This is a genomic window from Sanguibacter sp. Z6_81 (assembly GCF_057180625.1).
Map to the genome: position 1 here is coordinate 232,169 of NZ_JBXUFV010000002.1, position 24,127 is coordinate 256,295.

The 24,127-nt window shown below is 68.3% G+C and carries 27 protein-coding genes; 11 read left to right on the forward strand and 16 right to left on the reverse strand.

From position 1 onward, the window contains the following. Window positions 1–46: 46 nt before the first annotated feature. Both AC2AXK_RS06030 and AC2AXK_RS06035 read left to right on the forward strand, forming a co-directional pair. Window positions 47–1,261 (forward strand): O-antigen ligase family protein, encoded by a 1,215-nt coding sequence (locus AC2AXK_RS06030; protein WP_484344454.1) that lies wholly within the window; start codon window positions 47–49, stop codon window positions 1,259–1,261. 35 nt (window positions 1,262–1,296) lie between these two features. Further along, window positions 1,297–1,857, forward strand: a complete 561-nt coding sequence (locus AC2AXK_RS06035; RefSeq protein WP_484344455.1) for an acyltransferase — start codon at window positions 1,297–1,299, stop codon at window positions 1,855–1,857. Window positions 1,858–1,890: 33 nt separating this feature from the next. Here AC2AXK_RS06035 and AC2AXK_RS06040 read toward each other — a convergent pair whose 3' ends face one another. After that, window positions 1,891–3,180, reverse strand: a complete 1,290-nt coding sequence (locus AC2AXK_RS06040) for an oligosaccharide flippase family protein (protein WP_484344456.1) — start codon at window positions 3,178–3,180, stop codon at window positions 1,891–1,893. Between the two features lie 195 nt (window positions 3,181–3,375). Between AC2AXK_RS06040 and AC2AXK_RS06045 the strand changes: the two genes are divergently transcribed. The 3 genes from AC2AXK_RS06045 to AC2AXK_RS06055 all read left to right on the forward strand — a co-directional run bounded on the left by AC2AXK_RS06045 (window position 3,376) and on the right by AC2AXK_RS06055 (window position 5,766). Beyond that, on the forward strand, window positions 3,376–4,635 hold the full coding sequence (locus AC2AXK_RS06045; protein WP_484344903.1) for a nucleotide sugar dehydrogenase: 1,260 nt from the start codon (window positions 3,376–3,378) through the stop codon (window positions 4,633–4,635). Window positions 4,636–4,992: 357 nt separating this feature from the next. Continuing rightward, window positions 4,993–5,190, forward strand: coding sequence for a DapH/DapD/GlmU-related protein (locus AC2AXK_RS06050; protein ID WP_484344904.1), 198 nt, complete (start codon window positions 4,993–4,995; stop codon window positions 5,188–5,190). 270 nt (window positions 5,191–5,460) lie between these two features. Next, window positions 5,461–5,766, forward strand: a complete 306-nt coding sequence (locus AC2AXK_RS06055) for a YtxH domain-containing protein (protein WP_484344457.1) — start codon at window positions 5,461–5,463, stop codon at window positions 5,764–5,766. A 75-nt stretch (window positions 5,767–5,841) separates the two neighbouring features. Here the strand turns inward: AC2AXK_RS06055 and AC2AXK_RS06060 are convergent, their stop codons facing one another. Continuing rightward, a complete protein-coding gene (locus tag AC2AXK_RS06060; RefSeq protein WP_484344458.1) occupies window positions 5,842–6,963 on the reverse strand; it encodes a hypothetical protein in 1,122 nt (373 codons plus the stop codon). A 227-nt stretch (window positions 6,964–7,190) separates the two neighbouring features. Between AC2AXK_RS06060 and AC2AXK_RS06065 the strand changes: the two genes are divergently transcribed. Together AC2AXK_RS06065 and AC2AXK_RS06070 are read left to right on the forward strand one after the other, a co-directional pair. After that, a complete protein-coding gene (locus tag AC2AXK_RS06065; protein WP_484344459.1) occupies window positions 7,191–8,645 on the forward strand; it encodes a glycosyltransferase family 2 protein in 1,455 nt (484 codons plus the stop codon). 1 nt (window position 8,646) lies between these two features. After that, a complete protein-coding gene (locus AC2AXK_RS06070) occupies window positions 8,647–8,928 on the forward strand; it encodes a hypothetical protein (protein WP_484344460.1) in 282 nt (93 codons plus the stop codon). On the opposite strand, the gene corA is transcribed toward AC2AXK_RS06070, so the two are convergent. Continuing rightward, window positions 8,870–9,886: a magnesium/cobalt transporter CorA gene (corA, locus tag AC2AXK_RS06075; RefSeq protein ID WP_484344461.1), complete on the reverse strand. Its 1,017-nt coding sequence runs from the start codon at window positions 9,884–9,886 to the stop codon at window positions 8,870–8,872. The genes AC2AXK_RS06070 and corA overlap by 59 nt on opposite strands. Continuing rightward, on the reverse strand, window positions 9,883–10,620 hold the full coding sequence (locus AC2AXK_RS06080) for a GAF and ANTAR domain-containing protein (RefSeq protein WP_484344462.1): 738 nt from the start codon (window positions 10,618–10,620) through the stop codon (window positions 9,883–9,885). The genes corA and AC2AXK_RS06080 overlap by 4 nt, the downstream gene beginning before the upstream one ends. A gap of 186 nt (window positions 10,621–10,806) precedes the next feature. On the opposite strand from AC2AXK_RS06080, the gene AC2AXK_RS06085 reads away from it, so the two are divergent. Then, window positions 10,807–11,451 (forward strand): ANTAR domain-containing protein, encoded by a 645-nt coding sequence (locus AC2AXK_RS06085; RefSeq protein WP_484344463.1) that lies wholly within the window; start codon window positions 10,807–10,809, stop codon window positions 11,449–11,451. Between the two features lie 44 nt (window positions 11,452–11,495). Here AC2AXK_RS06085 and AC2AXK_RS06090 read toward each other — a convergent pair whose 3' ends face one another. Then, window positions 11,496–12,227: an ANTAR domain-containing protein gene (locus tag AC2AXK_RS06090; RefSeq protein WP_484344464.1), complete on the reverse strand. Its 732-nt coding sequence runs from the start codon at window positions 12,225–12,227 to the stop codon at window positions 11,496–11,498. A gap of 217 nt (window positions 12,228–12,444) precedes the next feature. On the opposite strand from AC2AXK_RS06090, the gene AC2AXK_RS06095 reads away from it, so the two are divergent. Then, window positions 12,445–12,900 carry a tellurite resistance TerB family protein gene (locus AC2AXK_RS06095; RefSeq protein ID WP_484344465.1) on the forward strand — a complete coding sequence of 152 codons (456 nt, stop codon included), beginning with the start codon at window positions 12,445–12,447 and terminating at the stop codon, window positions 12,898–12,900. A gap of 19 nt (window positions 12,901–12,919) precedes the next feature. Here the strand turns inward: AC2AXK_RS06095 and AC2AXK_RS06100 are convergent, their stop codons facing one another. From AC2AXK_RS06100 to AC2AXK_RS06110, 3 genes are all read right to left on the reverse strand, one after another. Then, the gene (locus AC2AXK_RS06100; protein WP_484344466.1) at window positions 12,920–14,194 is read right to left on the reverse strand and encodes an ATP-grasp domain-containing protein; all 1,275 of its coding nucleotides are present in this window, start codon (window positions 14,192–14,194) and stop codon (window positions 12,920–12,922) included. Between the two features lie 159 nt (window positions 14,195–14,353). Continuing rightward, complete coding sequence (locus AC2AXK_RS06105) at window positions 14,354–14,977, reverse strand: FMN reductase (RefSeq protein ID WP_484344467.1); 624 nt, start codon at window positions 14,975–14,977, stop codon at window positions 14,354–14,356. Then, window positions 14,974–16,110, reverse strand: coding sequence for an LLM class flavin-dependent oxidoreductase (locus tag AC2AXK_RS06110; RefSeq protein WP_484344468.1), 1,137 nt, complete (start codon window positions 16,108–16,110; stop codon window positions 14,974–14,976). The genes AC2AXK_RS06105 and AC2AXK_RS06110 overlap by 4 nt, the downstream gene beginning before the upstream one ends. Window positions 16,111–16,277: 167 nt before the next feature. On the opposite strand from AC2AXK_RS06110, the gene AC2AXK_RS06115 reads away from it, so the two are divergent. Beyond that, window positions 16,278–16,847 (forward strand): tyrosine-type recombinase/integrase, encoded by a 570-nt coding sequence (locus AC2AXK_RS06115; protein ID WP_484344469.1) that lies wholly within the window; start codon window positions 16,278–16,280, stop codon window positions 16,845–16,847. Window positions 16,848–16,918: 71 nt separating this feature from the next. After that, entirely contained in the window at window positions 16,919–17,359 is a 441-nt protein-coding gene (locus AC2AXK_RS06120; RefSeq protein WP_484344470.1) for a hypothetical protein, read from the forward strand. 39 nt (window positions 17,360–17,398) lie between these two features. Here the strand turns inward: AC2AXK_RS06120 and AC2AXK_RS06125 are convergent, their stop codons facing one another. The 8 genes from AC2AXK_RS06125 to AC2AXK_RS06160 all read right to left on the reverse strand — a co-directional run bounded on the left by AC2AXK_RS06125 (window position 17,399) and on the right by AC2AXK_RS06160 (window position 24,116). Next, entirely contained in the window at window positions 17,399–17,890 is a 492-nt protein-coding gene (locus AC2AXK_RS06125) for a DUF6328 family protein (RefSeq protein ID WP_484344471.1), read from the reverse strand. Between the two features lie 78 nt (window positions 17,891–17,968). After that, a complete protein-coding gene (locus tag AC2AXK_RS06130; RefSeq protein ID WP_484344472.1) occupies window positions 17,969–18,553 on the reverse strand; it encodes a Dps family protein in 585 nt (194 codons plus the stop codon). Window positions 18,554–18,628: 75 nt separating this feature from the next. Further along, window positions 18,629–19,294 carry a hypothetical protein gene (locus AC2AXK_RS06135; protein ID WP_484344473.1) on the reverse strand — a complete coding sequence of 222 codons (666 nt, stop codon included), beginning with the start codon at window positions 19,292–19,294 and terminating at the stop codon, window positions 18,629–18,631. Beyond that, entirely contained in the window at window positions 19,291–20,610 is a 1,320-nt protein-coding gene (locus AC2AXK_RS06140; RefSeq protein WP_484344474.1) for a DUF58 domain-containing protein, read from the reverse strand. Before AC2AXK_RS06140 ends, AC2AXK_RS06135 begins: the two co-directional genes overlap by 4 nt. Next, the gene (locus tag AC2AXK_RS06145) at window positions 20,607–21,629 is read right to left on the reverse strand and encodes an AAA family ATPase (protein WP_484344475.1); all 1,023 of its coding nucleotides are present in this window, start codon (window positions 21,627–21,629) and stop codon (window positions 20,607–20,609) included. The genes AC2AXK_RS06140 and AC2AXK_RS06145 overlap by 4 nt, the downstream gene beginning before the upstream one ends. Beyond that, window positions 21,626–22,102: a hypothetical protein gene (locus AC2AXK_RS06150; RefSeq protein WP_484344476.1), complete on the reverse strand. Its 477-nt coding sequence runs from the start codon at window positions 22,100–22,102 to the stop codon at window positions 21,626–21,628. The genes AC2AXK_RS06145 and AC2AXK_RS06150 overlap by 4 nt, the downstream gene beginning before the upstream one ends. Then, window positions 22,099–22,905 carry a DUF4129 domain-containing protein gene (locus AC2AXK_RS06155; protein WP_484344477.1) on the reverse strand — a complete coding sequence of 269 codons (807 nt, stop codon included), beginning with the start codon at window positions 22,903–22,905 and terminating at the stop codon, window positions 22,099–22,101. Before AC2AXK_RS06155 ends, AC2AXK_RS06150 begins: the two co-directional genes overlap by 4 nt. Beyond that, entirely contained in the window at window positions 22,902–24,116 is a 1,215-nt protein-coding gene (locus AC2AXK_RS06160) for a DUF3866 family protein (protein ID WP_484344478.1), read from the reverse strand. Before AC2AXK_RS06160 ends, AC2AXK_RS06155 begins: the two co-directional genes overlap by 4 nt. Window positions 24,117–24,127: the final 11 nt, after the last annotated feature.

Genomic DNA, 24,127 nt, shown 5'->3' on the forward strand with positions numbered 1-24,127 from the left:
CCTCCTGTGCGCAGTGGTGGTGCAGGCTCGTGTGAGCCTCCGAGGGGTGGACTTCTGGAGCGCGTGCGCCGTGGCGATCGTTGTCGTCGCAGGATTCGTTCAAGAAGCTTCCTTTCAAACAAGTCCCAGGACGCTCCAAGTGGCCACGGTCGGCGCGGTGCTGATGCTTGTAGCCCTGACCGGGGCTTTGCGGCACCGCGTCGCCAGGGATGAGAGCCGTGGAGGGCGGACATCTGGCTCGACCGAGAGCTTGGTTCTGGCGCCCGCGTATATCTCGCTCGCACTGTTCGTGGCAAACATCGCTTTGAATTCCGAGATACCAATCGAACAGACTTCTTCGCGGGCCCTCGCGGTGCTTCTGTGGTTCGGCCTGTGCGTAATTCTCAGTCGTTCCGGTATCTCACTTAGGCAGTTTACGCTCCTGTACCTTCTCATAATTGCCGTAGTGCTGCTAGCCTCGGCGGGCTCACCATTGAACTCTCGTGCATGCGACTCCTTTAAGTGCGGTCCGTTCGGTGGAATATTCACGGGGATATTTATCTCTGAAAATTATCTAGCCCAACTGTGCTCCATCGCGCTCCTTCTATCCATTCTGTCTCTCCGCGGGAGCCTGCTTTATATCTCCCTGGCTGCGAACGGCCTGGTCCTGATCGCAACGAGCTCACGGACAGCGATCCTAGCTCTCGCAGTTGCTGTGGCAGTTTCGTTGCTGCTGCGACGGCAGGCGGGGACGAACTCGGTTTCCCGGGGAATCGGTCTACCCGCTTGCGTTGCAATCGTTCTTAGCGCGTTGCTAGTAGCCTGGTATCTAATGATAAACGCGACGCCCTATAGTTTCAGCAACCGAGGGATCGTTTGGCTTCGGGCAAAAAGCGCCTTGGAAGATAGTTGGTGGACGGGGCTTGGTATCGACCGATGGTCACTCTTGCAGGGAACGGGCGTGCTCTCGCAACATTTCGCACACAGCCAATACCTCCTCCTCGCATTCTGCGGTGGAGTACTCGCCGTTCTCTTGTACGCAGCCATGCTTGTCTACGTTCTCGCTCGAACGCGGTCCATTCCTGGCCACCAGTATGCCGCGGTGGTGCTGGTCGTGTACCTGTTGGTATCGGGCTTGACCGAGGTCGTGTGGAATCCCCTGACAGTTGACGGTCAATCGTTCGTAATACTTCCGCTGCTGATTGTTCTTTATAGGACCCACAATGACGAGCCGGGTGGCAGCGTGACACCCGAGTCCCGGAGTCGATCAGTCGCACGATGAGGCTGCCGTAACTGGGAGGCAGTTAGACTGTGGAGATGCTGACGTTCACGAGAGCATTTGCAGGGTTCACGAAAGCTCGCCGTCTCGTCCGTGGGTTCGCCTTCAAAATCTGGGTCGAGGCTAATGGCGGGACTATCGGGCGCGGTCTCCAGATGGAGCGCGGCGTCTGCCTACGCTGGGGTCCGCACGAAGGATTGCGGATTGGTCGGGGGGCTTATCTGGGCCGAGGAGTGATTCTTGACCTGCCGCCAGGAGGTGTCCTCGATATCGGCGATGGCACAAAGATTATGCACTATACGGTCCTTGCCGCGCAGGTTTCATTGACAATCGGTAAAATGAGTCAGGTGGCCGAACACTGCTCTATTCGGGACTCCGATCATGGAATGTCGCGCGAAACTCCCATGATGGGCCAGAGCGTGTCGACGGAGGTCCGCTTGGGCAGTGACGTTTGGGTCGGTGCTGGAGCACGCGTGCTGCGCGGAGCGATCCTGTCCGACGGCTGTGTGGTGGGGGCAAACTCGGTTGTCAAGGGTGGCTATCCCCCTTTCTCTGTGATCGTGGGAAGTCCAGGTCGGATTGTGCGCACCCGTTCGTAGATTTCCGCGCGCGTGCATGCTCTTTTCAGTAGTTTATTTGCACACGGCGCGGTTTGCCACTTCTCTAGATTCCTTGATCGCGAGTCGAAGTACGATTAGCCACAGGAGCACGGCCAAGACGCTCTCGGTTATCAGGCTCGCCAGCACCGCGCCGCGCCAACCGAGGTCGGGAATCAGTGCGAAGTTTAGAAAGAAATTCACGATCGCTACCGAGATCTGGACGGCTGTACGTGCAGCTTGATGATTTGAGACTGTTAGCGTGTCTGCAGCGATGTAGTGGCAACCCTTGATTACAAGGAGAATGGCTAGACCTTGTAGCGCCGGCACCGCGTTGGCATAATCAGCCCCGAGCAGGCGTGGGAGTAACCCAGCTCCTGCGACCATGGCGACGGATCCAACGCTGCAGTACGCCAGCGTCTGGATTATTACTCGTTGACGAGCGATCTGTAGGGTGGCGAGAATCCCCTCCTGCCCGGCTCGCCAGAGTGCGGGGTAGGCGGCCGAAATCAATGCGCGTACTGGTGCGTACGACATGTCAACAATTCTGTACGCCGCGGAGTATATGCCTGTCTCCTGGAGCGTTCCTAACCTTGCGAGCATCGTCTTATCGATGTCATTATATATTGTTTGGGAAGAGGCGCTTATTGAGTATAGGAACGCAGTTCGCCATTCCTGAGCATACTCCCGGAGATCTGGACGCGTATATCCGATTCGTCGCGTCGTTGATACGCCGAGGATAAGCGCCAGCGGTACGGACGCAATGGCGTATGTGGCAGCCCAGTTGCCGAGAGTGACGCTCGCCGGAGCAACGACGAGGGCCCCTAGAGCCACTAGCCGCACACCCTGCAGTATGAGGGGGTAAACCGCGGTCCGCACCATGTTCTCGTGTGCTTGGTGATAGCTTCCCGCGCCCTCGATTATTCGCGCGCAGACGAGGTCGCTGAAACCGAGGAGCAGCACCACATAAAAGGATATTCCCGGAGGAGCGACGTACGGTGCAGCTATGGCGAGGCACACTGTCAGAAGAGTCCCAGTGAGGAACGTAATCGTGAGCATGTTCGACCACTGGATTCGTGCGCTGCTGCTTGATCGAGCGACGTTCTTCAGCAGCAAAATACCTGTTCCCAGGCTGGCGAAGGGAACTAGCATCGCAATGAGCGCGATAACCGCGGCGGTGGCGCCGTATCCTTCGGCACCTAGTTCACGGGCCAGTACGAGGAAGTAGGTGCCTTGAAGTGCGATTCGAGCCACGTGCCCGATCAGCAGCGCTATCGTATTGCGCCGGAACCGAGACGGCGGTTCGGGCTTGCGTGCGGTGTCCATGCCGACGATGATGCCATCTGCTCGGGCCTCTGACGATCCTCCATTGTCCTCAGCGCACCTCTCGTGATGCTGCGTTCAAACAGAGAAGTGAGGTAGTGTCGTGCGCGGGCGGCGGACATGGCGAGAGTGGCCGGGTCGGCCTGTCTCCCCATTGTGAGATTTCTCGTCGACGACGCCGAAACGGGTGAGGTTTCTATGGATGTAACGGCCGCGATCATCGGGTTGGGTTATGTTGGGCTGCCACTCGCTCGGGAGATGTCGAGATCGGGTTTGCGGGTGCTCGGATTCGATGTTAGTGAGTCCGTCGTCTCCTCCTTGAATTCCGGACGTTCGCACGTGGACGATCTTTCGGACGCGGACATTGCGGAGTTGCTTGCCGGAGGGTTCGTTGCGACGACAGATGCTCAAAGTCTGGCAGCGGTCGACGTAATAGTGATATGTGTGCCGACGCCACTCGGAGAGAACGGCGCGCCAGACCTTGCCGCAGTCATTGGGGCAACGAGTTCTATACGCGGAGTGTTGCGCGCTGGTCAGTTGATCGTCCTTGAATCCACGACTTATCCAGGGACGACGGAAGAGATTTTGCTGCCTTTACTCGAGCAAAGCGGACTTGCAGTAGGCGTTGATTTTCACTTGGCCTTTTCGCCAGAGCGCGTTGACCCTGGGAATAAAGTGTACGGTATTAAGAATACGCCGAAGGTCGTCGGTGGCGTTACTGGCGACTGTGGGAAGCGTGCTGTTCAGTTCTACTCGCAGTTCGTCGATTCTGTGGTGTTGGCACGTGGTACCCGCGAAGCTGAAACCGCAAAGTTGCTTGAGAATACCTACCGGCATGTAAATATTGCGTTGGTCAACGAGATGGCGCGGTTCTGCCACGACTTGGATATTGATCTATGGGACGTCATTAGTTTGGCGCGCACCAAGCCGTTCGGATTCCAGGCGTTTTATCCGGGGCCGGGTGTAGGCGGACACTGTATACCGATCGATCCGAACTACCTTAGTTATAATGTTCGATCCCGGCTCGGGTATCCTTTTCGTTTTGTCGAACTAGCCCAGGAAATTAATTCGACGATGCCGCAGTACGTCGCGGGGCGTGCGCAGGGAATCCTCAATGCCGACAGGATCGCGGCTAACGGGGCAAAGATCCTGCTCTTAGGTGTCACCTACAAGGCCGATATTGCAGATCAGCGTGAGTCGCCGGCAACCATGCTTGGTCATCATTTACTGGATCTAGGCGCGACTCTCTCTTATCACGACCCTTACGTGAGCTCGTGGACTGTGGACGGGGTTGATGTGGATGCTGCACTCGACCTTGATAGGAGTGTCGCGGATGCGGACCTGGTGATTCTTGTTCAAGCCCACACCGTCTACGACGTCGACGCCCTGGCCGCCGCATCTGCGCGCTTTTTCGATACCCGGGGTGTGTGCTCTGTACCTGGTGTGCACCGGCTCTAGTTCGCCGCGATCAGTGTGTCGGAAGGGGAGGGGTTGAGGGTGGTGCGTGTGGTGAGGTCTGCGATGTACATGACGTTCGCGCGATGGCTCCCTTCGTCCGCCATGCCTGGTGGCCGGATTTGGCGGTGGATTCGCTCTGGTGTGGCGGGACCTTTGTTTGCGACTGCGGGTCGGCGGATAAATGTCGAGCGCGGCGCGTATTTCGGACGCGGGGCTTTGGTGCACATTGGGGACAGGTCTGGTATTGGTGTGAACTGTCGGCTTCACGGTCCTGTCCGCATCGGAAGTGACGTAATGATGGGTCCGGATGTCGTCATGATCGCTACAAACCATGCGTTCGGTGACGTCGACCGACCGATGATTGAGCAGGGGTACGCGCATTCAGCCGAGATAAGTGTTGGCGATGATGTTTGGATTGGCACACGAGTCATAGTGTTGCCTGGAGTCAGCATCGGGTCTGGGGCGGTCGTCGGAGCCGGAGCCGTTGTTACGCGTGATGTGCCGCCGCGCGCCATCGTGGCGGGGAATCCGGCTCGCGTTGTCGGGTCCCGTTAGCACCATAGCTTTCGGCGTTGTGTGCGGAGTCGAGAGTTGGGATTTAGCAGAGCTCTGGGGTGTGGCAAGACGAGCATTTGGAGGTCCAGTGTCCCGTGACTCCAAGCGCAATCTGCAGTCGGAATGCGAACGCTGACTTGACTCGCGCCCTCCGTGGGGCGCGGGTCGCTGGAGATCTCGCTTGGTGTGGCGATTGGGCTGTCGTCGTGCGTGTCGCGCGCGACACGCCTACGCTCTTCAGCACACCCCCACCCCGCGGAGGAGACGCACATGAAGACCAAGATCGCACTCATCGTCGGAGCCGGGATCGGCTACGTCCTCGGCACGCGCGCCGGCCGCAACCAGTTCGAGGTCATCAAGACCCGCGCCAACGAGCTGTGGCAGAGCGACTCCGTCCAGTCCGGCGTGAGCACCCTCCAGGAGAAGGCCGCCACCGTCGCCAAGGAGCAGGGCGGCGCACTCAAGGAGAAGGTCACCGAGGCCGTCAAGCACAAGAAGAACGACAACGACCCCGAGCTCACCGACGGCAACACCACCGAGCCCTGGTCCACGGACACCGGGTCCGGGCACGCCTGAGCATCGCCAGGACACAGAACGACGGGCGGGTGGTGTGCACTGAGCACACCACCCGCCCGCTCTGTTCAGGCCTGACTACACGCGTGCGCGCCGCGTGCGCAGCCCCACCAGGCCAGCGCCGAGCGCCACCATCACCAACGCGAGTCCAGCGCCACCCGCCGCAGTCATGCCCGTCACGGGCAGCTGCGCAGCAGTCGAGGGCGATTCCACCGCACGCGTACCCGGTGCTGCGCCGGATACCGGCGTCGTCACCGTGCTGGTGACTGGCGTCGTCGCCGCGCCGGTGACCGCGACGACCTCGAGCACGCCGTCGACGAGACCGCTTGCCGCCACGTCGGGAAAGACCTCGCCGTCGTACTGCAGCACGTACCCGCCGGGCGCAGTATCCGTCGGCACCACCAGCGTCACGTCATACGTCCCGTCTGCTGCGACCGTCACCGAACCCAGGAGCACCGAGTCCGCGCCCGGAGTCTCCGCAGCGACCGTCCCCGCGCGGAGCGCCAGGGTGAGACGCGTGCCGGGCCAGAAGCCTGCACCCGTCACGCGGACCGTCCCGCCGGGGGACACCTGTGAGGTGTGCAAGGTCGAGGACGACTCCACGACGCCGATCGGGCCGATGCCCGCACTCGTCACCGTGGTCAGCTCCGTCCCGCTGAGAACGCCGAGGATCGCGACGCTGATCGTCGTCCCGTAGTCGTCCGCAACAGGCTGGTAGGTCGGGCTGCTGTTGCTGTCGATCGGCACACCGTCCCGCATCCAGGAGTAGACGAAGTAGGGAGCGGGCTCCCACGTCCCCGGGTGCGCGACGAGCGTGCCCCCGATCACGGGATCACCCGTGATCGTAGGCTGGCCGACCACCGTGAAGTCCGCCGCGCGCGGAACCGCTGGAGGTGCGATGTCCGCACCTCCCGGGGACGGGACAGCCTCACGAGGCGCCACCGGCAGCGCGGCACTGACGTCGGCAACGCCCTCGACACCGGGATCGGGCGCCGCGTCGAGCGGGTCGACGGTGCTCCCGTCGGGCGGGTCGAGGATCGGCGCGACAGCGCTCTCCCCAGGCACCGCGCTGTCGGCGGGTTCCACGATCGTGTCGTCGGCGGTGGCCGACGCAGCGGCGGAGACAGGAAGGAGGAGAGCAACACACAGAGCAGCTGCCGCCCGCCGTCGGGCGATGGACCCCTGCGGAAACCTGGTCATCGGAGGACGACCTTTCTCGGAGATGAAGGTTGTGCTGCGTGCGCAACCGAGAGGCAATCTAGGGCCTCAAGGTGTCCTTCGTCACCCAACCCGACAGAACTGAACAGACAGCACGCAGACGCGCCGTTCGGAAGGGACACGGCCGCCAACTTCACCCGTCCGCGGATTCGGCTGCTCCGAAGCTCCGTTGATAACGTGAACGGCAGTCGCAAGGGGATAGAAAAAACATGTGGAACAGGTGGTTCGAGCGAGGCGTCGGCATCGTCATCGCCGTCCTCGCGATCACCGCCGCAGCTGTCCTGTGGTTCGTCGTCGCGGTGGACGCGCCCATGGGGGGCGGCGAGACCCGGACGGGCCTCCTGTTCGGCGTCTGGAACCTCTTCTACGACGCCGAGGCGCCCGCCACCCACGTCGTCGTCGGCGCCATCGCGCTGGCCGTGCTCCTCGCTGTTGCCGTCGCCGTCCTCGAACGACGCATCACCAACCGCTCACGCCGCTCCACGAACGCGGCCCAGCAGCCCCTCGCACCGAAGATCATCATGACCGCCACCCGCGGCGTGTTCGCCGGACCCGTCACGGTCACCGTCCTCATCCCCGCGCACAACGAGGAGGCGTCGCTCGCCGCGACCATCTCCTCCCTGCTCACCCAGTCCCACCGGCCCGATCGGGTCATCGTCGTCGCCGACAACTGCACCGACTCCACCGTCGCCATCGCCCTGCGCGCTGGCGTCGAGGTCATCGAGTCCGTACACAACGCGCACAAGAAGGGCGGAGCCCTCAACCAGGCGCTCACGCACCTGCTGCCCCAGCAGGGCGACAACGACCTCGTCATGGTCATGGACGCCGACACCGTCCTCGACGACGGATTCCTCGAAGCCGCCGTCCAGCGGTTCACCTGGGACCGCGCACTCATGGCCATCGGCGGGCTGTTCTACGGCGAGGACGGCCACGGCCTCCTCGGGCAGTTCCAGCGCAACGAGTACATCCGCTACGGGCGCGAGATCAAGCGCCGACGCGGCCGCGTCTTCGTCCTCACCGGCACCGCCTCCCTGTTCCGCCCCGCCGCCCTGCGCGCCGTCGCCGAGAACCGCGGGGGAGCGCTGCCCGGGACCCACGGCAACGTCTACGACACCACGGCGCTCACCGAGGACAACGAGCTCACCATCGCCATCAAGTCCCTCGGCGGGCTCATGATCTCCCCGGCGCAGTGCACCGTCGTCACCGAGCTCATGCCCACGTGGCGCGACCTCTGGGCACAGCGCCTGCGCTGGCAGCGCGGGGCCCTCGAGAACATCGGCGCCTACGGGATCACCCCCCAGACCGTCCGCTACTGGGCGCAACAGTTCGGCATCGGGTACGGCGTCATCGCCCTCGGCTCGTACCTGCTGCTCATCGTCCTCATGCTCGTGTCCGTCGACTTCTGGGTGTGGTTCCCGTTCTGGATCAGCATCGGCCTGCTCTTCATGCTCGAGCGCGTCGTCACCGTGTGGAAGGGCGGCTGGCGGGCGCGGATCCTCGCGGCCGCCCTCATCCCCGAGCTGCTGTTCGACATGTTCCTCAACATCGTCTACGTCAAGGGCATCATCGACATCTCCCGCGGCGCGCAAGGCACCTGGAACCACGTGCACCACACGCCGACGCGCACCGACGCCCCGCCGACCGCCCTCGCGGGGGTGGGCTGACGTGCGCGGCCCCACCGTCCACGCCGGGATCTTCCTCCCCGCGTCCACGCTCCAGTCCGAGCTCTTCGCGGTCCTCGCGACCTTCGTCGCGCTCAACACGATCATGTACGCCGCGCTCGCGACGGCAAAGATCCTGCCGAAGATCTATCTCAGCGACTGGGTCCGCAGGAAGAACGAGCGGTCCGAGACACGCAGCATCTACCCCGACGCCCCCGTCGGCGGGCCTACAGCCACTTCTTCGACCGGAAGACGACGTACAGCGCCCCAGCACCGAGGACCATGAGCGCCAAGGACAACGGATACCCGTACGTCCAGTGCAGCTCAGGCATGTGCTGGAAGTTCATGCCGTAGACCGACCCCACGAGCGTCGGCACGAAGAAGATGGCCGCCCACGAGGAGATCCGCTTCATCTGCTCGTTCTGCTGCAGGCTCGTCTCGGACATGCTGCGCATCTCCTCGTTCTGCCGCTCACCGACCACCGTGGCGTTGACGGTGAGGGCGTTGAGGAGCACCGAGCGAAACCCGTCCGCGCGCTCCACCACCCGCACCACGTGGTCCTTGACGTCGCGGAGGTTGCGCTGCAGCTCCTCGTGCACCGCGTACTTCGACGCGCCCGCGTCCAGCGCGTCGAGCATGGCGAGGAGCGGGTGTGTCGCGCGCTGGAACTCCATGACCTCCCGGAAGAGCTGGTAGATGCGCCGCGACACCGCGGGATCCCCACCGAACAGCTGCTCCTCGATCTCGTCGATGTCGTTCTCGAGGCCCGCCACCACCGGCGCATACTCGTCGACCACCTCGTCGAGGAGCGCATACAGCACCGCCTGCGGGCCCATCCGCAGGAGCTCCGGCGTGGACTCCAGGCGCTGCCGCACCCGTGCGACGTTCGGGGCCTCCGCGTGACGCACCGTGACGACCACGCCGGGACCGACGAACACGTGGAGCTCACCGAACTCGACACGCTCGTCCTCGTCGAGGTAGCGCGCGGGCCGGAGCACCGTGAACAGCACGTCGCCGTACCGCTCGAGCTTCGGGCGCTGGTGCGCCTTGATCGTGTCCTCCACCGCCAGCGGGTGGATGCCGAACTCCTGCGCGATCGACTCGATCTGCGCGCGATCCGGGCGGTACAGACCGATCCACGCCATGCCGTCCCCGGCCCGCACCGCCTCGTAGGTGAGGTCGAGCGATGCCGGCGCAGAGTGCCGGTGGCCGTCGATGTAGACGGCGTTGTCGATGATCGTCACCGCGCGACGCCCGGGATGATCCCGTCCGACGCGATCTGGGCGGCGACCTCGTGCAGCTTGACGTTCGTCTCCTGCGACACCCGGCTCAGCACCGCGAAGGCCTGGACCGCGGTGACGCGGTACCGCTCCATGATGATGCCCTGCGCCTGACCGATGACGTTGCGGGTCCGGATGGCCGAGTGCAGTCCCTCCTCGGTCTCGGCGGACGTCAGTGCCAGCATCGCGACAGTGGCGAACATCGTCGCGATCGGGTGGGTGTCCTCGCCGAAGGCATCGACCTCACGTGAGTACAGGTTGAGGTGCCCATGGTGCGTCTTCGCCGTGTACAGCTGGATCGCGAGGAGGCTCCGCATCCCGAGGTTCTCGGCGACCCACCGCCCCCACCTGGGCCAGCGAGCGTCATGGCGCAGGTCCCGGGACCGCACGAGCTCCGCGTCCTGGAAGGGTTCGAGGCTCGGACCGTCGTCGAGCTCGCGCTGCATGCGGTCGGCCTCCGCGACCCAGTCCGCGGACGGGGCTGCCGTGCGCACCGTCGCCGGCCGGGCCACGAGGACGACGCCCGCCGCCTCGCACCCCTCGACGAGCCGGACGGCGTACTCGACGGTCCCGTCGATGGTCTGCTCGACGTCGGGCTCCTCGGCGAGAGAGCGCGCGGCCTCGCTCACGCGCTCGACGAGCGGGCGCTTGTCGGTGACACCAGCAGGGTCGCCTGCGGTGTCCTCTACCTGTGCCATGCCGTCGTCCTCTCGTGGTGGATGCGCGCACCGGGCGTGGACCGCCGCCTCGCACGGAGCGCTCCATCCTAGGGCCCCACGCGGAACGTCACCGCGCCTCGACCGAGCACGACCGAGCATCCGGGCGTATCCTCGTCATGGGTCTAGAAAAAGGTCCGTGCAGTGCGCGATTTGCAAGGAGTACCCATGTCGCGCGGTTCCACGAGTACCGACCACGCCACGAGCAACCTCACCGGCCGATTCACCTTCGACGTCGCGACGAACCACTGGCAGTGGTCGGACGAGGTGTTCGAGATCCACGGGTTCGCGCCCGGCGAGATCGTCCCCACCGTCGAAGCGATCACGGTCCACGTGCACCCGGACGACAGGGAACGGGCGCTCACGTCCGTCCGCGCGTCCCTCCTCGGGAATCTCCCGTTCAGCTCCTTCCACCGCGTCGTCGACGGGCAGGGGCGCACCCGCAACGTCGTCGTCGCCGGAGAGGGGCACTGGGAGGACGGTGAGCTCGTCCAGGTCACCGGGTACCTCACCGACCTCACCGAGACGCAGCGTGCCCACCTCGAGCACGAGGTCCGCAACGCGGTGCAGCAGTTCCGTGCCCGCGCTGCAGTCATCGAGCAGGCCAAAGGCATCCTCATGCAGCACTTCGGCATCGACGACGAGAACGCGTTCGCCCTGCTGCGCGAGCAGTCCCAGCAGTCGAACATCAAGGTGCACAGCCTTGCGCAGCAGCTCGTGCAGTGCGCTGGCGACGAGCGGGTCGAGGCGCTCCTCAGCGTCTCGCGCGAGACCATCCGCGCCCGGGCGTCCCGCACCGCAAGCTACGTCTGACCGCAGCGCCGTCCCCCCGTGCAGGCCGCACAGGGGGACGGACGTCATCGGTCCTCGCTCCAGTTCTTCTGCCCGGCGCCGGTGAAGTCCAGCTCACGGTCGAGCACCGACGTCGCGATCGCGTCGAGCGACGCCGAGAGGGCGAAGGCGTGGGCTCGGAGCAGCGCGAGCGCGTCCGGTGCTGAGACACCCAGCTGGGCGATGACCATGCCCGTCGCCTGGTGGATCCTCGCGCGGTCCGCCCATGCCACGCTGCCCGTCGCCCCGAGCGATCCCGGGTCCTGCTGGAGGGCGGCACCGACGGCATCGGCGAGGAACTGCGCCTCCGCGCTCGGTACCGCACGCACGAACCCGGGCCGGCCGTAGACGGTGAGGACCCCGACGGTACGTGCCGCCGGACGCATGGGCAGGGAGTACAGAGCGAACGGTGCCAGCTCACCGCGGGCCAGGTCGTCACGCACCGTCGCGGAGAACGCCGCCCATCGCTCCTCTGCCGCCTGCTCGTAGTCGGCGACGACAGGATGGCCGGAGACGAACGCCTCGAACGCCGGCCCTTCGCCGAGGACCTCCTGGAGGTCCTCGAGGCGCGCCGCCAGCGCGGTCGAGGCACTCAAGGTCACCCGGTCCGGCGTCGCCACGCTCAGGGTGATGGCGCCACCTTCGGCACCGAGGATGCGTACCGCCCCCTGGCACAGCCGGGAGGAAAGAGGCTGCCCGAGCGGGCCCGAGGAGACGACGTCCGCGAGCTGGGCAAGAACTCCCGCTCTGTCGGCCATGTGCGCTGCTCCGTCCCCGGCCGGGCATCCCCGGTCGCCATCGTCCAATCTATGTGGCTGCGCGCATCTGCGCGCTCCAGCCCAGATTCCCGGCACGGATACCCGGCTCAGCCCCGCGGCGATACGATGCCCGGGCCTGCTCGCCCGCCCCATGGTGGGGACCAGCAGGACACGGGGCGACGACCGCCGCCCCGACACACACGCGCAAGGAGAGCTCATGGCGTTCTGGGACCAGCTCAAGTCGAAGACCGCGGAGATGAACGGTCAGCTGCAGACGAAGGCGAAGCAGTTCAAGAACAAGGAGTTCGCCGCCGGAAGCATGGCGATGTGTGCGCTCATCGCCGCAGCCGACGGCAAGATCGACCCCACCGAACGCAGCAAGACCGCCGGGCTCATCATGAGCAACGACGTGCTGTCGGTGTTCCCGCCCGCCGAGCTCCGTGAGAAGTTCGACTACTACTGCGGCAAGCTCGACAGCGACTACGACTTCGGCAAGGTCGAGGCCGTCTCCGCGATCTCGAAGCTCAAGGCCAAGCCGGACCAGGCCCGCGCCGTCCTGCAGATCGGCATCATCATCGGCGGAGCCGACGGCGACTTCGACGAGAACGAGCGCCGCGCCGTCAAGGAGGCATGCTTCGCCGTGGGGATCGCCCCCGCCGAGTTCGACCTCTGACCGACCCGGCCAGCGAGCCCTAGGGCTCGAGCGCGGACCTCACCCGGACGGTGGCCTGGACATCCTCCAGCGCCACCGTCTTGGTGAGACCGGGATTGATGTTCTGCGCTGCGCCCGCACCGCTCGGCGCCGGGTGCGCAGCCGTGGCGGCCACCGGGTCCGGCACCTGGGGCAGGGGCACGAGGGTCTCGACCGTGACGAACGACGAACCGAGCTCCGGCTCCGCGAGGTTCGCGTCACCCGTGAGCGCGAGGCGCACGGCGGCCCACGGGAGGTTCACCCCGGTGAGCGACGCCGCGAACATCCCTCCGGAGGGCCTCGTGTTGACCTCGAGGAGAGCGAGCTCGCCGCGCCACCACCGCAGCTGGGTGTTCGTGAGATAGGCGAGCTGGTAGGAGTCCACGACGCGGCGTGCGATCTCGGCGGCGCGCGGCGTGTCGTCGAGGAACGTCCGGCGTCGGCCCGCCTTCGCGCGCGGGAGCGCCGCGAGGGTCTCCCCGAACGGCGTCGAGAGGCAGTCGACGCTGATCTCCGGGGACGCCATGTATGGCATGACCATGAACCGTGGGACGTCCCTGCCTGCGGCCTCGGCTGCGCGCATCGCGGAGACGACCTCGTCGAGCCGGACGCGGTGCGCCGGGGCAGCGAGCAGGTCGTCGAGGCTCAGCGGGCGGTCGTCGAGCACCCGGAACCCCTCCGCACCGACGCCGCTGATCGGCTTGAGGCACATCGCCTCGTCAGGCTCGAGCTCGGAGCGCAACGACGCGCACGCCGCCTCCAGCTCGTCCGCGCCGAGCGCCGTGCGCCACGGCGGCACGGGGATGTCGAGGGTGCGGGCGGACCGGTACGTCGCGTCCTTGTCGTCGAGCAGGGCCACCGACGCGGCCGGCGACGCGAGCACCCGGGTGCCGGCGGCGGCGAACTCCGCGCTGCGCTGCGCGATGGCAGCCATCTCCTTGCCCGGGAGCAGGACGTCGATGCTGTGCAGCCGGCAGAGCTCCAGGGCCCAGTCGACGTACGCCTCTCCGCTGAGCTCCGGCTCCAGGAGCGCGACGTCCGCGGCACGCAGCACCGGTGACGTCGGGTCGGTGTGGGTCGCGAACAGGCGGACCGTGACGTTGTCCGGGTTGGAGCGCAGCATCTGGAGGAACCAGTAGCTCGTCGCATACGTGCGGTTGAGCCAGATGTGCAGCGGCCGGCCGGCCGGCAGCGCGGCGGCGAGGTCGGCCGCGTCCGGGTCGGTGTCGGAGACGAGGGAGAGAGCAGGGAACGACGCGGGGGCGAAGGTGGACAAGGCATCCTGATTCGGGGGCGTGAGGAGCTGGCGCAGGCCGAGCCGTGAGGGCAGGGCCGTGCGCTGGCAGAGGTGGAGGGACGAGCGGTCGCGTGCGGTCGCAACCCTCCCATTTTACGCCCCGGACCGGCACATCCGGGACCCCCCGCGAGGGTGACGTCAACGACCTCGGAGCTGTTCCTCGAACGGGACGAAGGACGCGAACGGATCGGTGAGGTCCGGCCCCTGCTCGTGGGAGCGGACGAGCGCCGCGAACTCGTTCCCGGCGCGCTCGATGCGGTCGCCGAGCGCGCTGCCGGTGGCAGCCCCTGCGCCCCAGTCCTCGGACGCTGCGAACACCGCGGTCGGCGTCGTGAGCGCCCGGAGGTAGGAGAACAACGGTCGCATCGCGTGCTCGATCGCGAGGGAGTGGCGCGCGGACCCCGCCGTGGCACCGAGGAGGACCGGTGTCCCCACGAGCGTCTTGCTGTCGAGGACGTCGAAGAACGACTTGAACAGTCCGGAGAACGACGCGCTGAACACGGGGGAGACGGCGATGACGCCGTCCGCCGCGGTCACCGCGTCGATCGCCGTCTGGAGACGCGCTCCGGCGAACCCCGTGAGGAGGTTGTCGGTGATCTCGTGGGCGAGGTCACGCAGCTCCACCACCTCGAGCTGGGCGCTCGTGCTGCCGTCCACGGCGAGGGCATCGCTCGTGGCGGCGGCGAGCCGGTCGGCGAGCAACCGGGTGGACGACGGCTGGCTCAGGCCGGCTGAGACGACGACGATGCGGCGGCTGGTCATGCGTGCTCCCCGACGGTCTCGGTGGTGGCGCCTGCGGTGCCCGAGGCCTCGTCCCGGCCCGTACGCGCGGCAGCCACGCGGGCGCCGTGGGTCGGGGCGTCGGGGACGTGCGCCGGACGTCCGACGGCGAACTCCTTGCGGAGTGCCGGGACGACCTCGCCACCGAGGATCTCCAGCTGCTCGAGGACGGTGGTGAGCGGCAGGCCCGCGTGGTCCATGAGGAACAGCTGACGTTGGTAGTCCCCGACGTGCTCGCGCATGGTGGCGTACCGGTCGATGACCTCCTGGGGGCTGCCGACCGTGAGCGGCGTCTGCGCGGTGAAGTCCTCCATCGAGGGCCCGTGTCCGTACACCGGGGCGTTGTCGAAGTACGGGCGGAACTCCCGCTTGGCGTCCTGCGACCTCGCACGCATGAACACCTGACCGCCGAGACCCACGATCGCCTGGTCCGCGCGCCCGTGACCGTAGTGCTCGAACCGCTGGCGGTAGAGCTCCACCATCTGCCGGGTGTGGCTGAGGGGCCAGAAGATGTTGTTGTGGAAGAACCCGTCGCCGTAGTAGGCGGCCTGCTCCGCGATCTGCGGGCTGCGGATGGACCCGTGCCACACGAACGGCGGGACCCCGTCGAGCGGTCGCGGCGTCGAGGTGAAGCCCTGCAGGGGAGTGCGGTGCTGGCCCTCCCAGTCGACGATGTCCTCACGCCACAACCGGTGCAGGAGCGCGTAGTTCTCGACGGCCAGCGGGATGCCGTCGCGGATGTCCTTGCCGAACCACGGGTACACCGGGCCGGTGTTGCCACGGCCCATCATGAGGTCCATGCGCCCGTCGGTGAGGTGCTGGAGCGTCGCGTAGTCCTCGGCGATCTTCACGGGGTCGTTCGTCGTGATGAGCGTCGTCGACGTGGAGAGCAGGATGCGCGACGTCTGGGCGGCGATGAACGCGAGCGTCGTCGTGGGGGAGGAGGGCACGAACGGCGGGTTGTGGTGCTCACCGGTGGCGAAGACGTCGAGGCCGACCTCCTCGGCCTTGAGGGCGATCTGGATCGTCGCCTTGATCCGCTCGCGCTCGGTCGGGGTGCGGCCTGTCGTGGGGTCGGGGGTGACGTCCCCGACGGTGAAGATGCCGAACTGCATGGTCGCGCTCCTTGCCGGTGGGTCGGGGTCCTAGCCTAGTTTAGCCTTCAACTATTTGGGTGGCCGATGTATTCCGGCGTATGCGAACGGGAGACTGGCGGACATCGGTGACTGCTCAGAAGAAAAATAGTGTGCCAAGCGCACTCACAGCCAACTAGGGTCACCCCATGCACGACACGCAAAAACCAGCAGGGACGAACCGGTATCCCGTGCCCGCCATGCCCCTGGCCGACGCCGAGCGGGCGTGGTGGGACCTACGCGCAGAGGCGCTCGGCGCGGGCGCACGGTCGGAGGTGGTGCGGCTCGCCGTCGTCGTCGGACTGGCACGCGCGACGGGGGGCCGGTACGGAGACCTCCTGCGCTGCACCGTCGACGACGTCGCGCCGGACCGGGGGAGCGTGCAGCTCGCCCACGGCAAGCACCGCGTCGCGCGCGTCCACGAGCTCGACGACCCGGTGCGGCACGTGCTCCGTCGCTGGGACGACCACCGGGCGACGCTCTGCGCAGAGCTCGAGGGTTCCGTCCCGCGCGCGCTGCTGCTCACGGTGCACCACACGCACGACAACGGGGTCACCGTCGCGGCCGGACTGCCGATCACCCGTCAGGGCCTCGTGCTCTCCTGGCGCCGCTACGTCCACCGGACGAACGCACGCACAGTCGGACTCCGCCCCCCGCTGCCCACGCGGTTCGAGCAGCTGCGGCGCGCATGGAGCGAGGCGCCGGCGGAGCCGGGCTGACGGTCGGCTCGTCGCGCGCCGACGTCGGCAGACTGCGAGGATTGTCCTACCTCGAGGGGGAGGACGCGGGAATGGTCTGGGTGCTTCTGTACGTGCTCGTGGTGGCCGGGTTCTTCGTCGTGCTCGACGTCGTCACGCGGCCATCAAGATTCTTCGATGCGCGACAACGGCGTCGCCACCGGATCGCCCACGCGGTGCGCAAGCACGAGCCGGTCGCACGGACCACGGACATCATCGACCCGTTCACCGTGCTCGCCGTGCAGTTCCGCCTCGCCGCCATGGCCGACGAGATCCAACGGATCGAGTCCGACCGGGCGTCCATGGGTCGCGCACACCACCTCCGGGCCAGTCAGCAGGCCTACGACAAGCTGCTCCTCCAGGCGTGCGCCCTCGCCGGCCTGGACGCGCCGGCATGCGAACCCGACCTGCGGGTTCCGAGCCAGTGGGTCCTCGACGCGGACGAGCGCATGCGGTCCGAGCTCGAGCTCGGAGCCCGCGGCTGGTCCTGGTGACGCTCCTGGTCCTGGCGACGCTCCTGGTCCTGGCGACGCTCACTGCTTCGGGCGACGGAGCAGCACCTCGGGGAGCACGAACCACAGGCTGAACAGCGCCACCCCGACCGCTCCGGACACGGCGATCGCGACGCCATGGCCCCACGTGACGTCGAACAGCAGGAAGACGCATCCGGTGAGCTCCAGACCGAGCACGACCATCCCTGTCCGCGCGAGCCGATGACCGACGACGACGACGACAGGTGGGGGAGCCTCAGCCCGGCGGTACAGCGTCCGGTGTACCGCGACGGGGGCGACGATGAGCGCGACGGCGGTCACCGAGAGGATGACGAGCACGAGGAAGGCTGTGCGCTGGTACGGCTCGAGCGTCTCGAAGCGCTCGTGGAAGGGCACCGTGAGCAGGAAGCCGAGGATGATCTGCGCGCCGGTCTGGGTGACCCGCAGCTCCTGGAGGAGCTCGGTCCATCTGCGTTCGATGAGCTGCGGATCTACAGGCTGGTCCGGCGACACTGCCGGTACTCGCTGATCCATCAGGACCCCTCCGATCGTCGATGACAGCCGGTGGCTCCGACGGTCGCCGTGCCCGTGGCACGGCGACCGTCAGCAGCGCTACTTCGCGGAAGGCTTCTCCGCAGCGGCCTGGGCCTTCTTCGCGGCCCCCCGCTCGGTCGTGGCACTCGCGGTGCTCAGCGCGCCGCCCGCGGACTCGAGGTGCGCACGGACGAACCAGTGGAAGAGCTCGAGCTCTCCGAGGTGGCTGATGAGCAGGTCGTTCGTGACGTCGTCGATCTCCTCGACCGCCTCTGCCGCCTCACGGTGGGCGGTGATGACACCCTCGTAGACGGAGTCGAGCGCCCCGAGGTGGGCGATGGCCGTGTCGCGGCCGAGGGAGTAGTCGTCCCATGTCCGCGCCGCCACGATCTGGCCCGGCGTGCCCAGCGGGGCACCACCGAGGGTCGCGATGCGCTCAGCGATGGCGTCGACCATCGCACGGACCGCCTCGACCTGCGGGTCGAGCATCTCGTGGACCGCGATGAAGTGCGGCCCGACGACGTTCCAGTGCACGTGCTTGAGCGTCAGAGCCAGGTCGTTGAGGGCGTGGAGGCGCATCTGAAGGACGTCCGCGACCTCAGCACCCTCCTCAGGGGTGAGCGACGGAACCGTGTACTTCGGGATGTGCTTGCGAGCAGCCATGGGCGTGTTCCTCCAAGAGACTCGAGGGTCAGTGACACAACACATCGTGCCCGCGACCGTCCCGTCCCGCAGAAGTTACGCCGTCGGTGAACCCCCGGTGCGCGGTCCCGTCCCTGGTCGCAGCCGCGGCAGCAGGAGCACACCGGCCAGCACGACGAGCGCTGCGCCCCCCGCCACGGCGAAAGCGACGTGCGACCCGACGCCACCACCGTCGCGGACGCTCGCAAGGGCCGCCGACACGAGCACGAGTGCCTGACCGACACCCTGGAACGCACCGAACCGCCGTCCCTCGCGCGCCAGCACCGCGAGCTCGACGCGCGACGTCGCCGTGGTGGCGACCGCGAACCACGAAGCACGCGCACACACGTGCAGGAGGAGCACGAGGACGTGGGCGCGCCACGGGTACCCCGACGCCGGCGTGAAGAGGTACGCGGCCGCAGCAAGACCCGCGGCCGTCACGACGAACACGTGGTCCCCCTTGCGCAGGCTCCGCACACCCAGCACGAGGAGCGTGACGCACACGGTCACGAGCAGGCCGGGCAGCATCGCTGCCGTCGTGCCCGCGCAGACCACCGCGCTGATGCCGGTGACGAGAAGGACGACGTCGAACACCCATCCCGGCGCGCTCGGCCCGATGCCCAGCTGCAGCTGCGCGGCGGGCGCGTGGGGGCGGTCGTCCGCCCGCACGAGCTGCGTCGCGCGCTGCACGAGCCCTCGCCACGCCTGCACCGCGGCCTTCATCGCCGTGCTCCGCTACCGACGCGACGACCCGCCCGGACCACGGCACCGAGCACCGCGAGCGGGTCGTCGCCGGCCCAGCGCAGCACCGTGATGCCGGCGGCCCGCAGGGCGTGCAGCCGGTCCTCCCGGGCGACCGCGGTGAGACGCCACGCGTACATGTCCCGTTCCGTGAGCGCCCACGTGTCCTCGACGGGCAGCGTGTCGATCGCGATGACCTGGTGGCCGCCCGCCGACCACTGCAACGCGGCGTCGTGCGCGTCGTCGTCGAGGAACGTCGAGAAGAGGTAGACGAGGGCGTGCGCGGGGATCCGCGGAGCACGCACCCGCGCCCGGGGCGCGCCGAACGGACGCGCCAACGCGATGGCGTGGAGCGTCCGGTCGAGGTGACGCTTGCCGCCCGACGACGGCAACGGGCTGTGCGGCCGGCCGAGGTCCTCGAACCCCACACGGTCGCCCGCCTCGACGACGGCACGAGCGATCGCTCCCGACGCCTCGCGCGCGAGGTCGAGCGACGTCTGCTGGTCGGGGCGTGCCTGACGCAGGGCGCCCCACGTGGCGATCTCCGGGCCGACGTCGTCCCGCGAGTCGAGTACGAGGACCACCGACGCCTCGGCCGACGCGTACGTGCGCCGGACGTACAGGTGCTCCACCTCGGGTGAGCGCCGCGCCGTGACCCGCCAGTCGATGCGGCGCACGCTGTCCCCGCTCGTGAACCTGGCCACGTCGCGCATCTCGCTGCCGTCACCCAGCCGGCGCGACGTGTGCGGACCCGTGAGCCCGCGCAGCTGGCGGGAGACCGGGACCTCGGCGATGCGACGCACCGCCGGGAGGACGAGCACGTGCTCGGGCTCGGCGTGGCGCGGCCCGCGGAACCACCCACCCTCGTCCGTCACGGCGATGACGTCGACCGTGAAGAGCTCGCGCACGCCCGTGCGGACCGACGGGGTCTCGAGCACGACCTCGCGGGTCCCGTCGATGGCGATGATCGCCTCCCGGCGCGCCGTGCCCGGGCTGGTCACGAGCACCCGCGCTGCGGGTGCGCCGGCAGGAGCCGTCACCGTGAGCGTCGCCTCGAGCCCGTCCGAGCGGACCGTCGTGCCCACGGCGCGGGTCGTGGCCACGATGTCGTCGTCCTCGGCCGGTGCCCGCCACCCACCCCAGACGGCGCTGAGCAGCAGGGGAGCGGCGACACCGACGAGCTCCGCACGGCCCGTGACGAGGCCGAGGACCGCGACGAGGAGACCCGCGACCGCCGACGCGCCGACGACGCGGTCGCGGTACCACGGGCTCACCGCGACTGGACGGGGACCGGTCACCGGCTCGGGACGGTGGACGGTCCGGCGACGTGGTCGAGCAGCCCGGTGACCAGCCGTTCGGTGCTCACCCCACCAGCCCACGAGCCCGGGCTCAGGGTGAGGCGGTGCGCGAGGACGGGGACGGCCACGGCCTTCACGTCGTCCGGGAGCACGTGGTCGCGGCCCGAGATCACCGCGAGGGCCCGTGCGACGAGCATGAGGTTCTGCGACCCACGCGGGGACGCCCCGACCTCGAGCTCCGCGAGATCCCGCGTCGCGGCAGCGATGTCCACGCAGTACCGCACGATGTCCGGGTCAACCGCGACGTCCTCGATCCCCGACTGCATCGCCAGCACTGTCGCGGGGTCGACGACGCGTGCGACGGCCGAGAACTCACGTCGGCGGTCGAGGCGGCGGGCCAGGACGTCGGTCTCGGCGTCACGGTCCGGGTACCCCACAGCGAGGCGGACCATGAAGCGGTCCAGCTGGGCCTCGGGCAACGGGTACGTGCCCTCGTACTCCACGGGGTTGGACGTGGCGACGACGTGGAACGGCAGCGCCAGCGGGTACGTCGTCCCGTCGATCGTCACCTGCCGCTCGGCCATCGCCTCGAGCAGCGCCGACTGGGTCTTGGGCGCTGTGCGGTTGATCTCGTCGGCGAGGAACAGCCCTGTGAAGACGGGTCCCGGCCGGAACTCGAACTCGCGCCGCGCCGGGTCGTACACCGAGGAGCCCGTGATGTCCGCGGGGAGCAGGTCCGGCGTGCACTGCAGGCGTGCGAAGTCGAGGCCGAGAGCCGTGGCGAGGCTGCGGGCGGCGAGCGTCTTGCCCAGGCCCGGCACGTCCTCGAACAGCACGTGCCCCCCGGCGAGGATCGCCGCGAGAGCCACCGTGAGGGGTTCGCGCATCCCCACGACGACGGTCCCGACCTCGTCGAGCACCCGGGTGGCCAGGTGCGCGATCTCGGGGACCGCGAGGGCGTCGCTGGTCGCTGCGGGGTCGTGGGTGGCGGGTGCGTCGGTGACGGGTGCGTCGGTCATGTGCGGGTCCTTGTCGGTGGCGGGGCCGGGGCGATGCGTTCGAGGGCGTCGATGCACGTGCGGAGCTGTCGGACGTTCGGGGGCGCGCCGTGCAGCGTGTCGTAGACGTCGGCGCCGAGGAGCGCGCGGGCACGGTCGGCGTCGAGCGGGTCGTCGAGGTCGACGCTGTGGTGCTGCAGCCGTCCCGCGGCGATCGACCGCAGGGTGCGCAGGCCCTGGGACGTGACGTTGCCGTCGCGGCCGAAGAACGACCAGGACAGGGTGGCGACCTCGTCACGGGCGCCTGCGCGGCGGACGCTGCGGTCCACCGGGAACCGCGCCCGGGTGCCGTGCTGCACGTAGAACGCAGCGATGGTGAACGCGGCGACACCGAGGACGAGCATGAGGGCGTGCCCGACGTCGTACCCGGCTTCCCGCTGGCCGATGACCACGAGGGCCGCCGCGACGGCGACCACGACGACGACCTTGATCATGTGCCCTCCTCAGCGCCGTGCGGGGGGACGGCGGGCTCCGGCGAGCCACCGAAGTCGGCTGTGAGCTGGACGAGCGCCCGCTCCGCGCGGTCGACGTGCGCGGGCGTGGCCGGCGTGCGGGTGAACCGGGCGAGGTGGTAGAGCGCGAGGAGCTCCTGGACCGCGGGCGGCGACGCAGGTGTGGTGTCGAGCACCGAGACCGTGAACTCGGTGGGCGTCTGCGACGGGATGCGCTTGGCGCCGCTGGCCTCCGCCGCTTCCTCGAGAGCGAGCCAGGCGGCGATGATCGCGTCCGTCGACGTCTCGGCGCCGCGGAGCCGGGCGGTGGCCTCCGTGACTCCCTCCTGGAGCACCGGCACCGAGACGAGGCCGGTCGGGGCGGCGACGACGCTCCCCGCGGAGCGCTCGGTTGCCTGCGAGCGCGAGGTCTGGGCCATCTCTCGGCGGACCCACGAGATGATCCGGGTGATGAGGAACGCCGCGAGGAGGAGCCCGAGCACGCCGGCGACGAGGAGCACGACGGTGCCCAGCGTCCTGGAGTCTCCCGTGGTCGCGTCGAGCTGTGTGAGCCCCTCCGGGCGCGCGGGCGGCGGCTCTGCGGGAACGGTCTCGATCGGCGCCGGCTCCGCGAGGGTGATGTCCCAGGGCCCGGCGAGGGTCGAGCCGACGGCCACGACGACGAGCAGCACCGCGGTGACGAGGACGAGGAGGAGACGGAACCCGTCCTGCGGCGCCCGCGCCGGATCGGCCGTGCTGCCGGGGCCCCGGGTGGTCTGTGGTGCGGTGACGCCCGCGCCGCTCATGCGTGCCCGCCGAGCAGTGCGACGGCGTGCATCCCTGCGACACCGGCGGCGAGGAACGCGGCGGGGTCGGCGGCGAGGGACCGCCCCATGGTCGAGAGTCCGACGGGGGTGTCCGCGAGCGCCTGCTGGAGGGCGTCGGTGGCGCCGACGGTGACGAGACGGTGGGCGGCGTCGGTGCGGGCGAGCGGGGCCACCTGGTCGGCGACGAGGGCGTCGAGGGCCGCGGCGTCCTGGTCGGTCGTGGTGAATGCGGCCGGGGCACCGGCGAGGACGGGGACGACGACGTCCGCGGGGCGCAGGGCGACCCGTCCGTAGGCGGTGAGGGAGTGGTGGGAGACGCCGAGGTGGCGGGCGCGGGCGTCGGCGCCCGAGATGCGCAGGGACGCCACGGGACGTCCGCCGAGCACGCTCGCCGCGTTGACCGCCTCGCCGGCGGCGACGCCGGAGAATCCCCAGCGGGTGCCGGTGCCGAGGTTGCCCGGGCCCTGGGTCACGACGACGAGGTCGGCCTCGTCGACGAGGTGCGCGGCGAGCAGGCCCGTGTGCAACGAGACGGCTTCGAGGTCGCCGCCGAACGCCTGGCCGACGGTGATGCAGGTGCTCAGCCAGCCCGCGTCGCGCAGCCCGGCGACGGTGCGCGAGAACCAGGCGGGCAGGGCGCCGCCGTCGGTCATGACGTACGCGACGCGGGGGAGCGGCCGGTCGGCCTCGCGGGCGGCGAGCCGCGCACCGGCGACGATCGCCGGGAGCGCGGAGTGGAGGTCGGCGACGACGACGGGCATCCCGCCGAGGTCGTCGGCGTCCTGGAGCAGACCGTGGTGGGGGGACTCCTGCTCGTCGACGCCGAGCACCATCGTCTGCAGCGGCGTGTAGCGAGCCTTGACGAGGTGGCCGGGCTGCGGCGCGCCGTCGCCCGGCGGGGAGGGGACCGTCTGGTCGTCGAGGACCGTCTCGTCGTCGGGGAGCGCCGCGCCGCCCGCGGGCTCCGCGGGAAGGACGGCGATGACGAGGGCGTACCCGCCGGTGCCGAGGCCGCGGTCGAGCGCCGTGGTGTTGAGCACGACGGTGTCCCCGAGCTGCGTGGGGCCGACGAGCCCCGGGTAGGCGAGCGCCCGCACGGGGCCCTGGGGAGCGACGTCGACCATGAGCTCCTGGGCACCGTCCCAGTGGCGCCCGAGCGCCACGACCCGACCGTTCCGCCACGTGATCACGCGGTAACGCT

Bases quoted from the DNA above. Each gene is read 5' to 3' on its own strand.
- AC2AXK_RS06035 (WP_484344455.1), top strand. From the start codon at position 1,297: ATGCTGACGTTCACGAGAGCATTTGCAGGGTTCACGAAAGCTCGCCGT.
- AC2AXK_RS06040 (WP_484344456.1), bottom strand. From the start codon at position 3,180: ATGGACACCGCACGCAAGCCCGAACCGCCGTCTCGGTTCCGGCGCAAT.
- AC2AXK_RS06045 (WP_484344903.1), top strand. From the start codon at position 3,376: ATGGATGTAACGGCCGCGATCATCGGGTTGGGTTATGTTGGGCTGCCA.
- AC2AXK_RS06050 (WP_484344904.1), top strand. From the start codon at position 4,993: ATGATTGAGCAGGGGTACGCGCATTCAGCCGAGATAAGTGTTGGCGAT.
- AC2AXK_RS06055 (WP_484344457.1), top strand. From the start codon at position 5,461: ATGAAGACCAAGATCGCACTCATCGTCGGAGCCGGGATCGGCTACGTC.
- AC2AXK_RS06060 (WP_484344458.1), bottom strand. From the start codon at position 6,963: ATGACCAGGTTTCCGCAGGGGTCCATCGCCCGACGGCGGGCGGCAGCT.
- AC2AXK_RS06065 (WP_484344459.1), top strand. From the start codon at position 7,191: ATGTGGAACAGGTGGTTCGAGCGAGGCGTCGGCATCGTCATCGCCGTC.
- AC2AXK_RS06080 (WP_484344462.1), bottom strand. From the start codon at position 10,620: ATGGCACAGGTAGAGGACACCGCAGGCGACCCTGCTGGTGTCACCGAC.
- AC2AXK_RS06085 (WP_484344463.1), top strand. From the start codon at position 10,807: ATGTCGCGCGGTTCCACGAGTACCGACCACGCCACGAGCAACCTCACC.
- AC2AXK_RS06090 (WP_484344464.1), bottom strand. From the start codon at position 12,227: ATGGCCGACAGAGCGGGAGTTCTTGCCCAGCTCGCGGACGTCGTCTCC.
- AC2AXK_RS06095 (WP_484344465.1), top strand. From the start codon at position 12,445: ATGGCGTTCTGGGACCAGCTCAAGTCGAAGACCGCGGAGATGAACGGT.
- AC2AXK_RS06105 (WP_484344467.1), bottom strand. From the start codon at position 14,977: ATGACCAGCCGCCGCATCGTCGTCGTCTCAGCCGGCCTGAGCCAGCCG.
- AC2AXK_RS06110 (WP_484344468.1), bottom strand. From the start codon at position 16,110: ATGCAGTTCGGCATCTTCACCGTCGGGGACGTCACCCCCGACCCCACG.
- AC2AXK_RS06115 (WP_484344469.1), top strand. From the start codon at position 16,278: ATGCACGACACGCAAAAACCAGCAGGGACGAACCGGTATCCCGTGCCC.
- AC2AXK_RS06120 (WP_484344470.1), top strand. From the start codon at position 16,919: ATGGTCTGGGTGCTTCTGTACGTGCTCGTGGTGGCCGGGTTCTTCGTC.
- AC2AXK_RS06125 (WP_484344471.1), bottom strand. From the start codon at position 17,890: ATGGATCAGCGAGTACCGGCAGTGTCGCCGGACCAGCCTGTAGATCCG.
- AC2AXK_RS06130 (WP_484344472.1), bottom strand. From the start codon at position 18,553: ATGGCTGCTCGCAAGCACATCCCGAAGTACACGGTTCCGTCGCTCACC.
- AC2AXK_RS06135 (WP_484344473.1), bottom strand. From the start codon at position 19,294: ATGAAGGCCGCGGTGCAGGCGTGGCGAGGGCTCGTGCAGCGCGCGACG.
- AC2AXK_RS06145 (WP_484344475.1), bottom strand. From the start codon at position 21,629: ATGACCGACGCACCCGTCACCGACGCACCCGCCACCCACGACCCCGCA.
- AC2AXK_RS06150 (WP_484344476.1), bottom strand. From the start codon at position 22,102: ATGATCAAGGTCGTCGTCGTGGTCGCCGTCGCGGCGGCCCTCGTGGTC.
- AC2AXK_RS06155 (WP_484344477.1), bottom strand. From the start codon at position 22,905: ATGAGCGGCGCGGGCGTCACCGCACCACAGACCACCCGGGGCCCCGGC.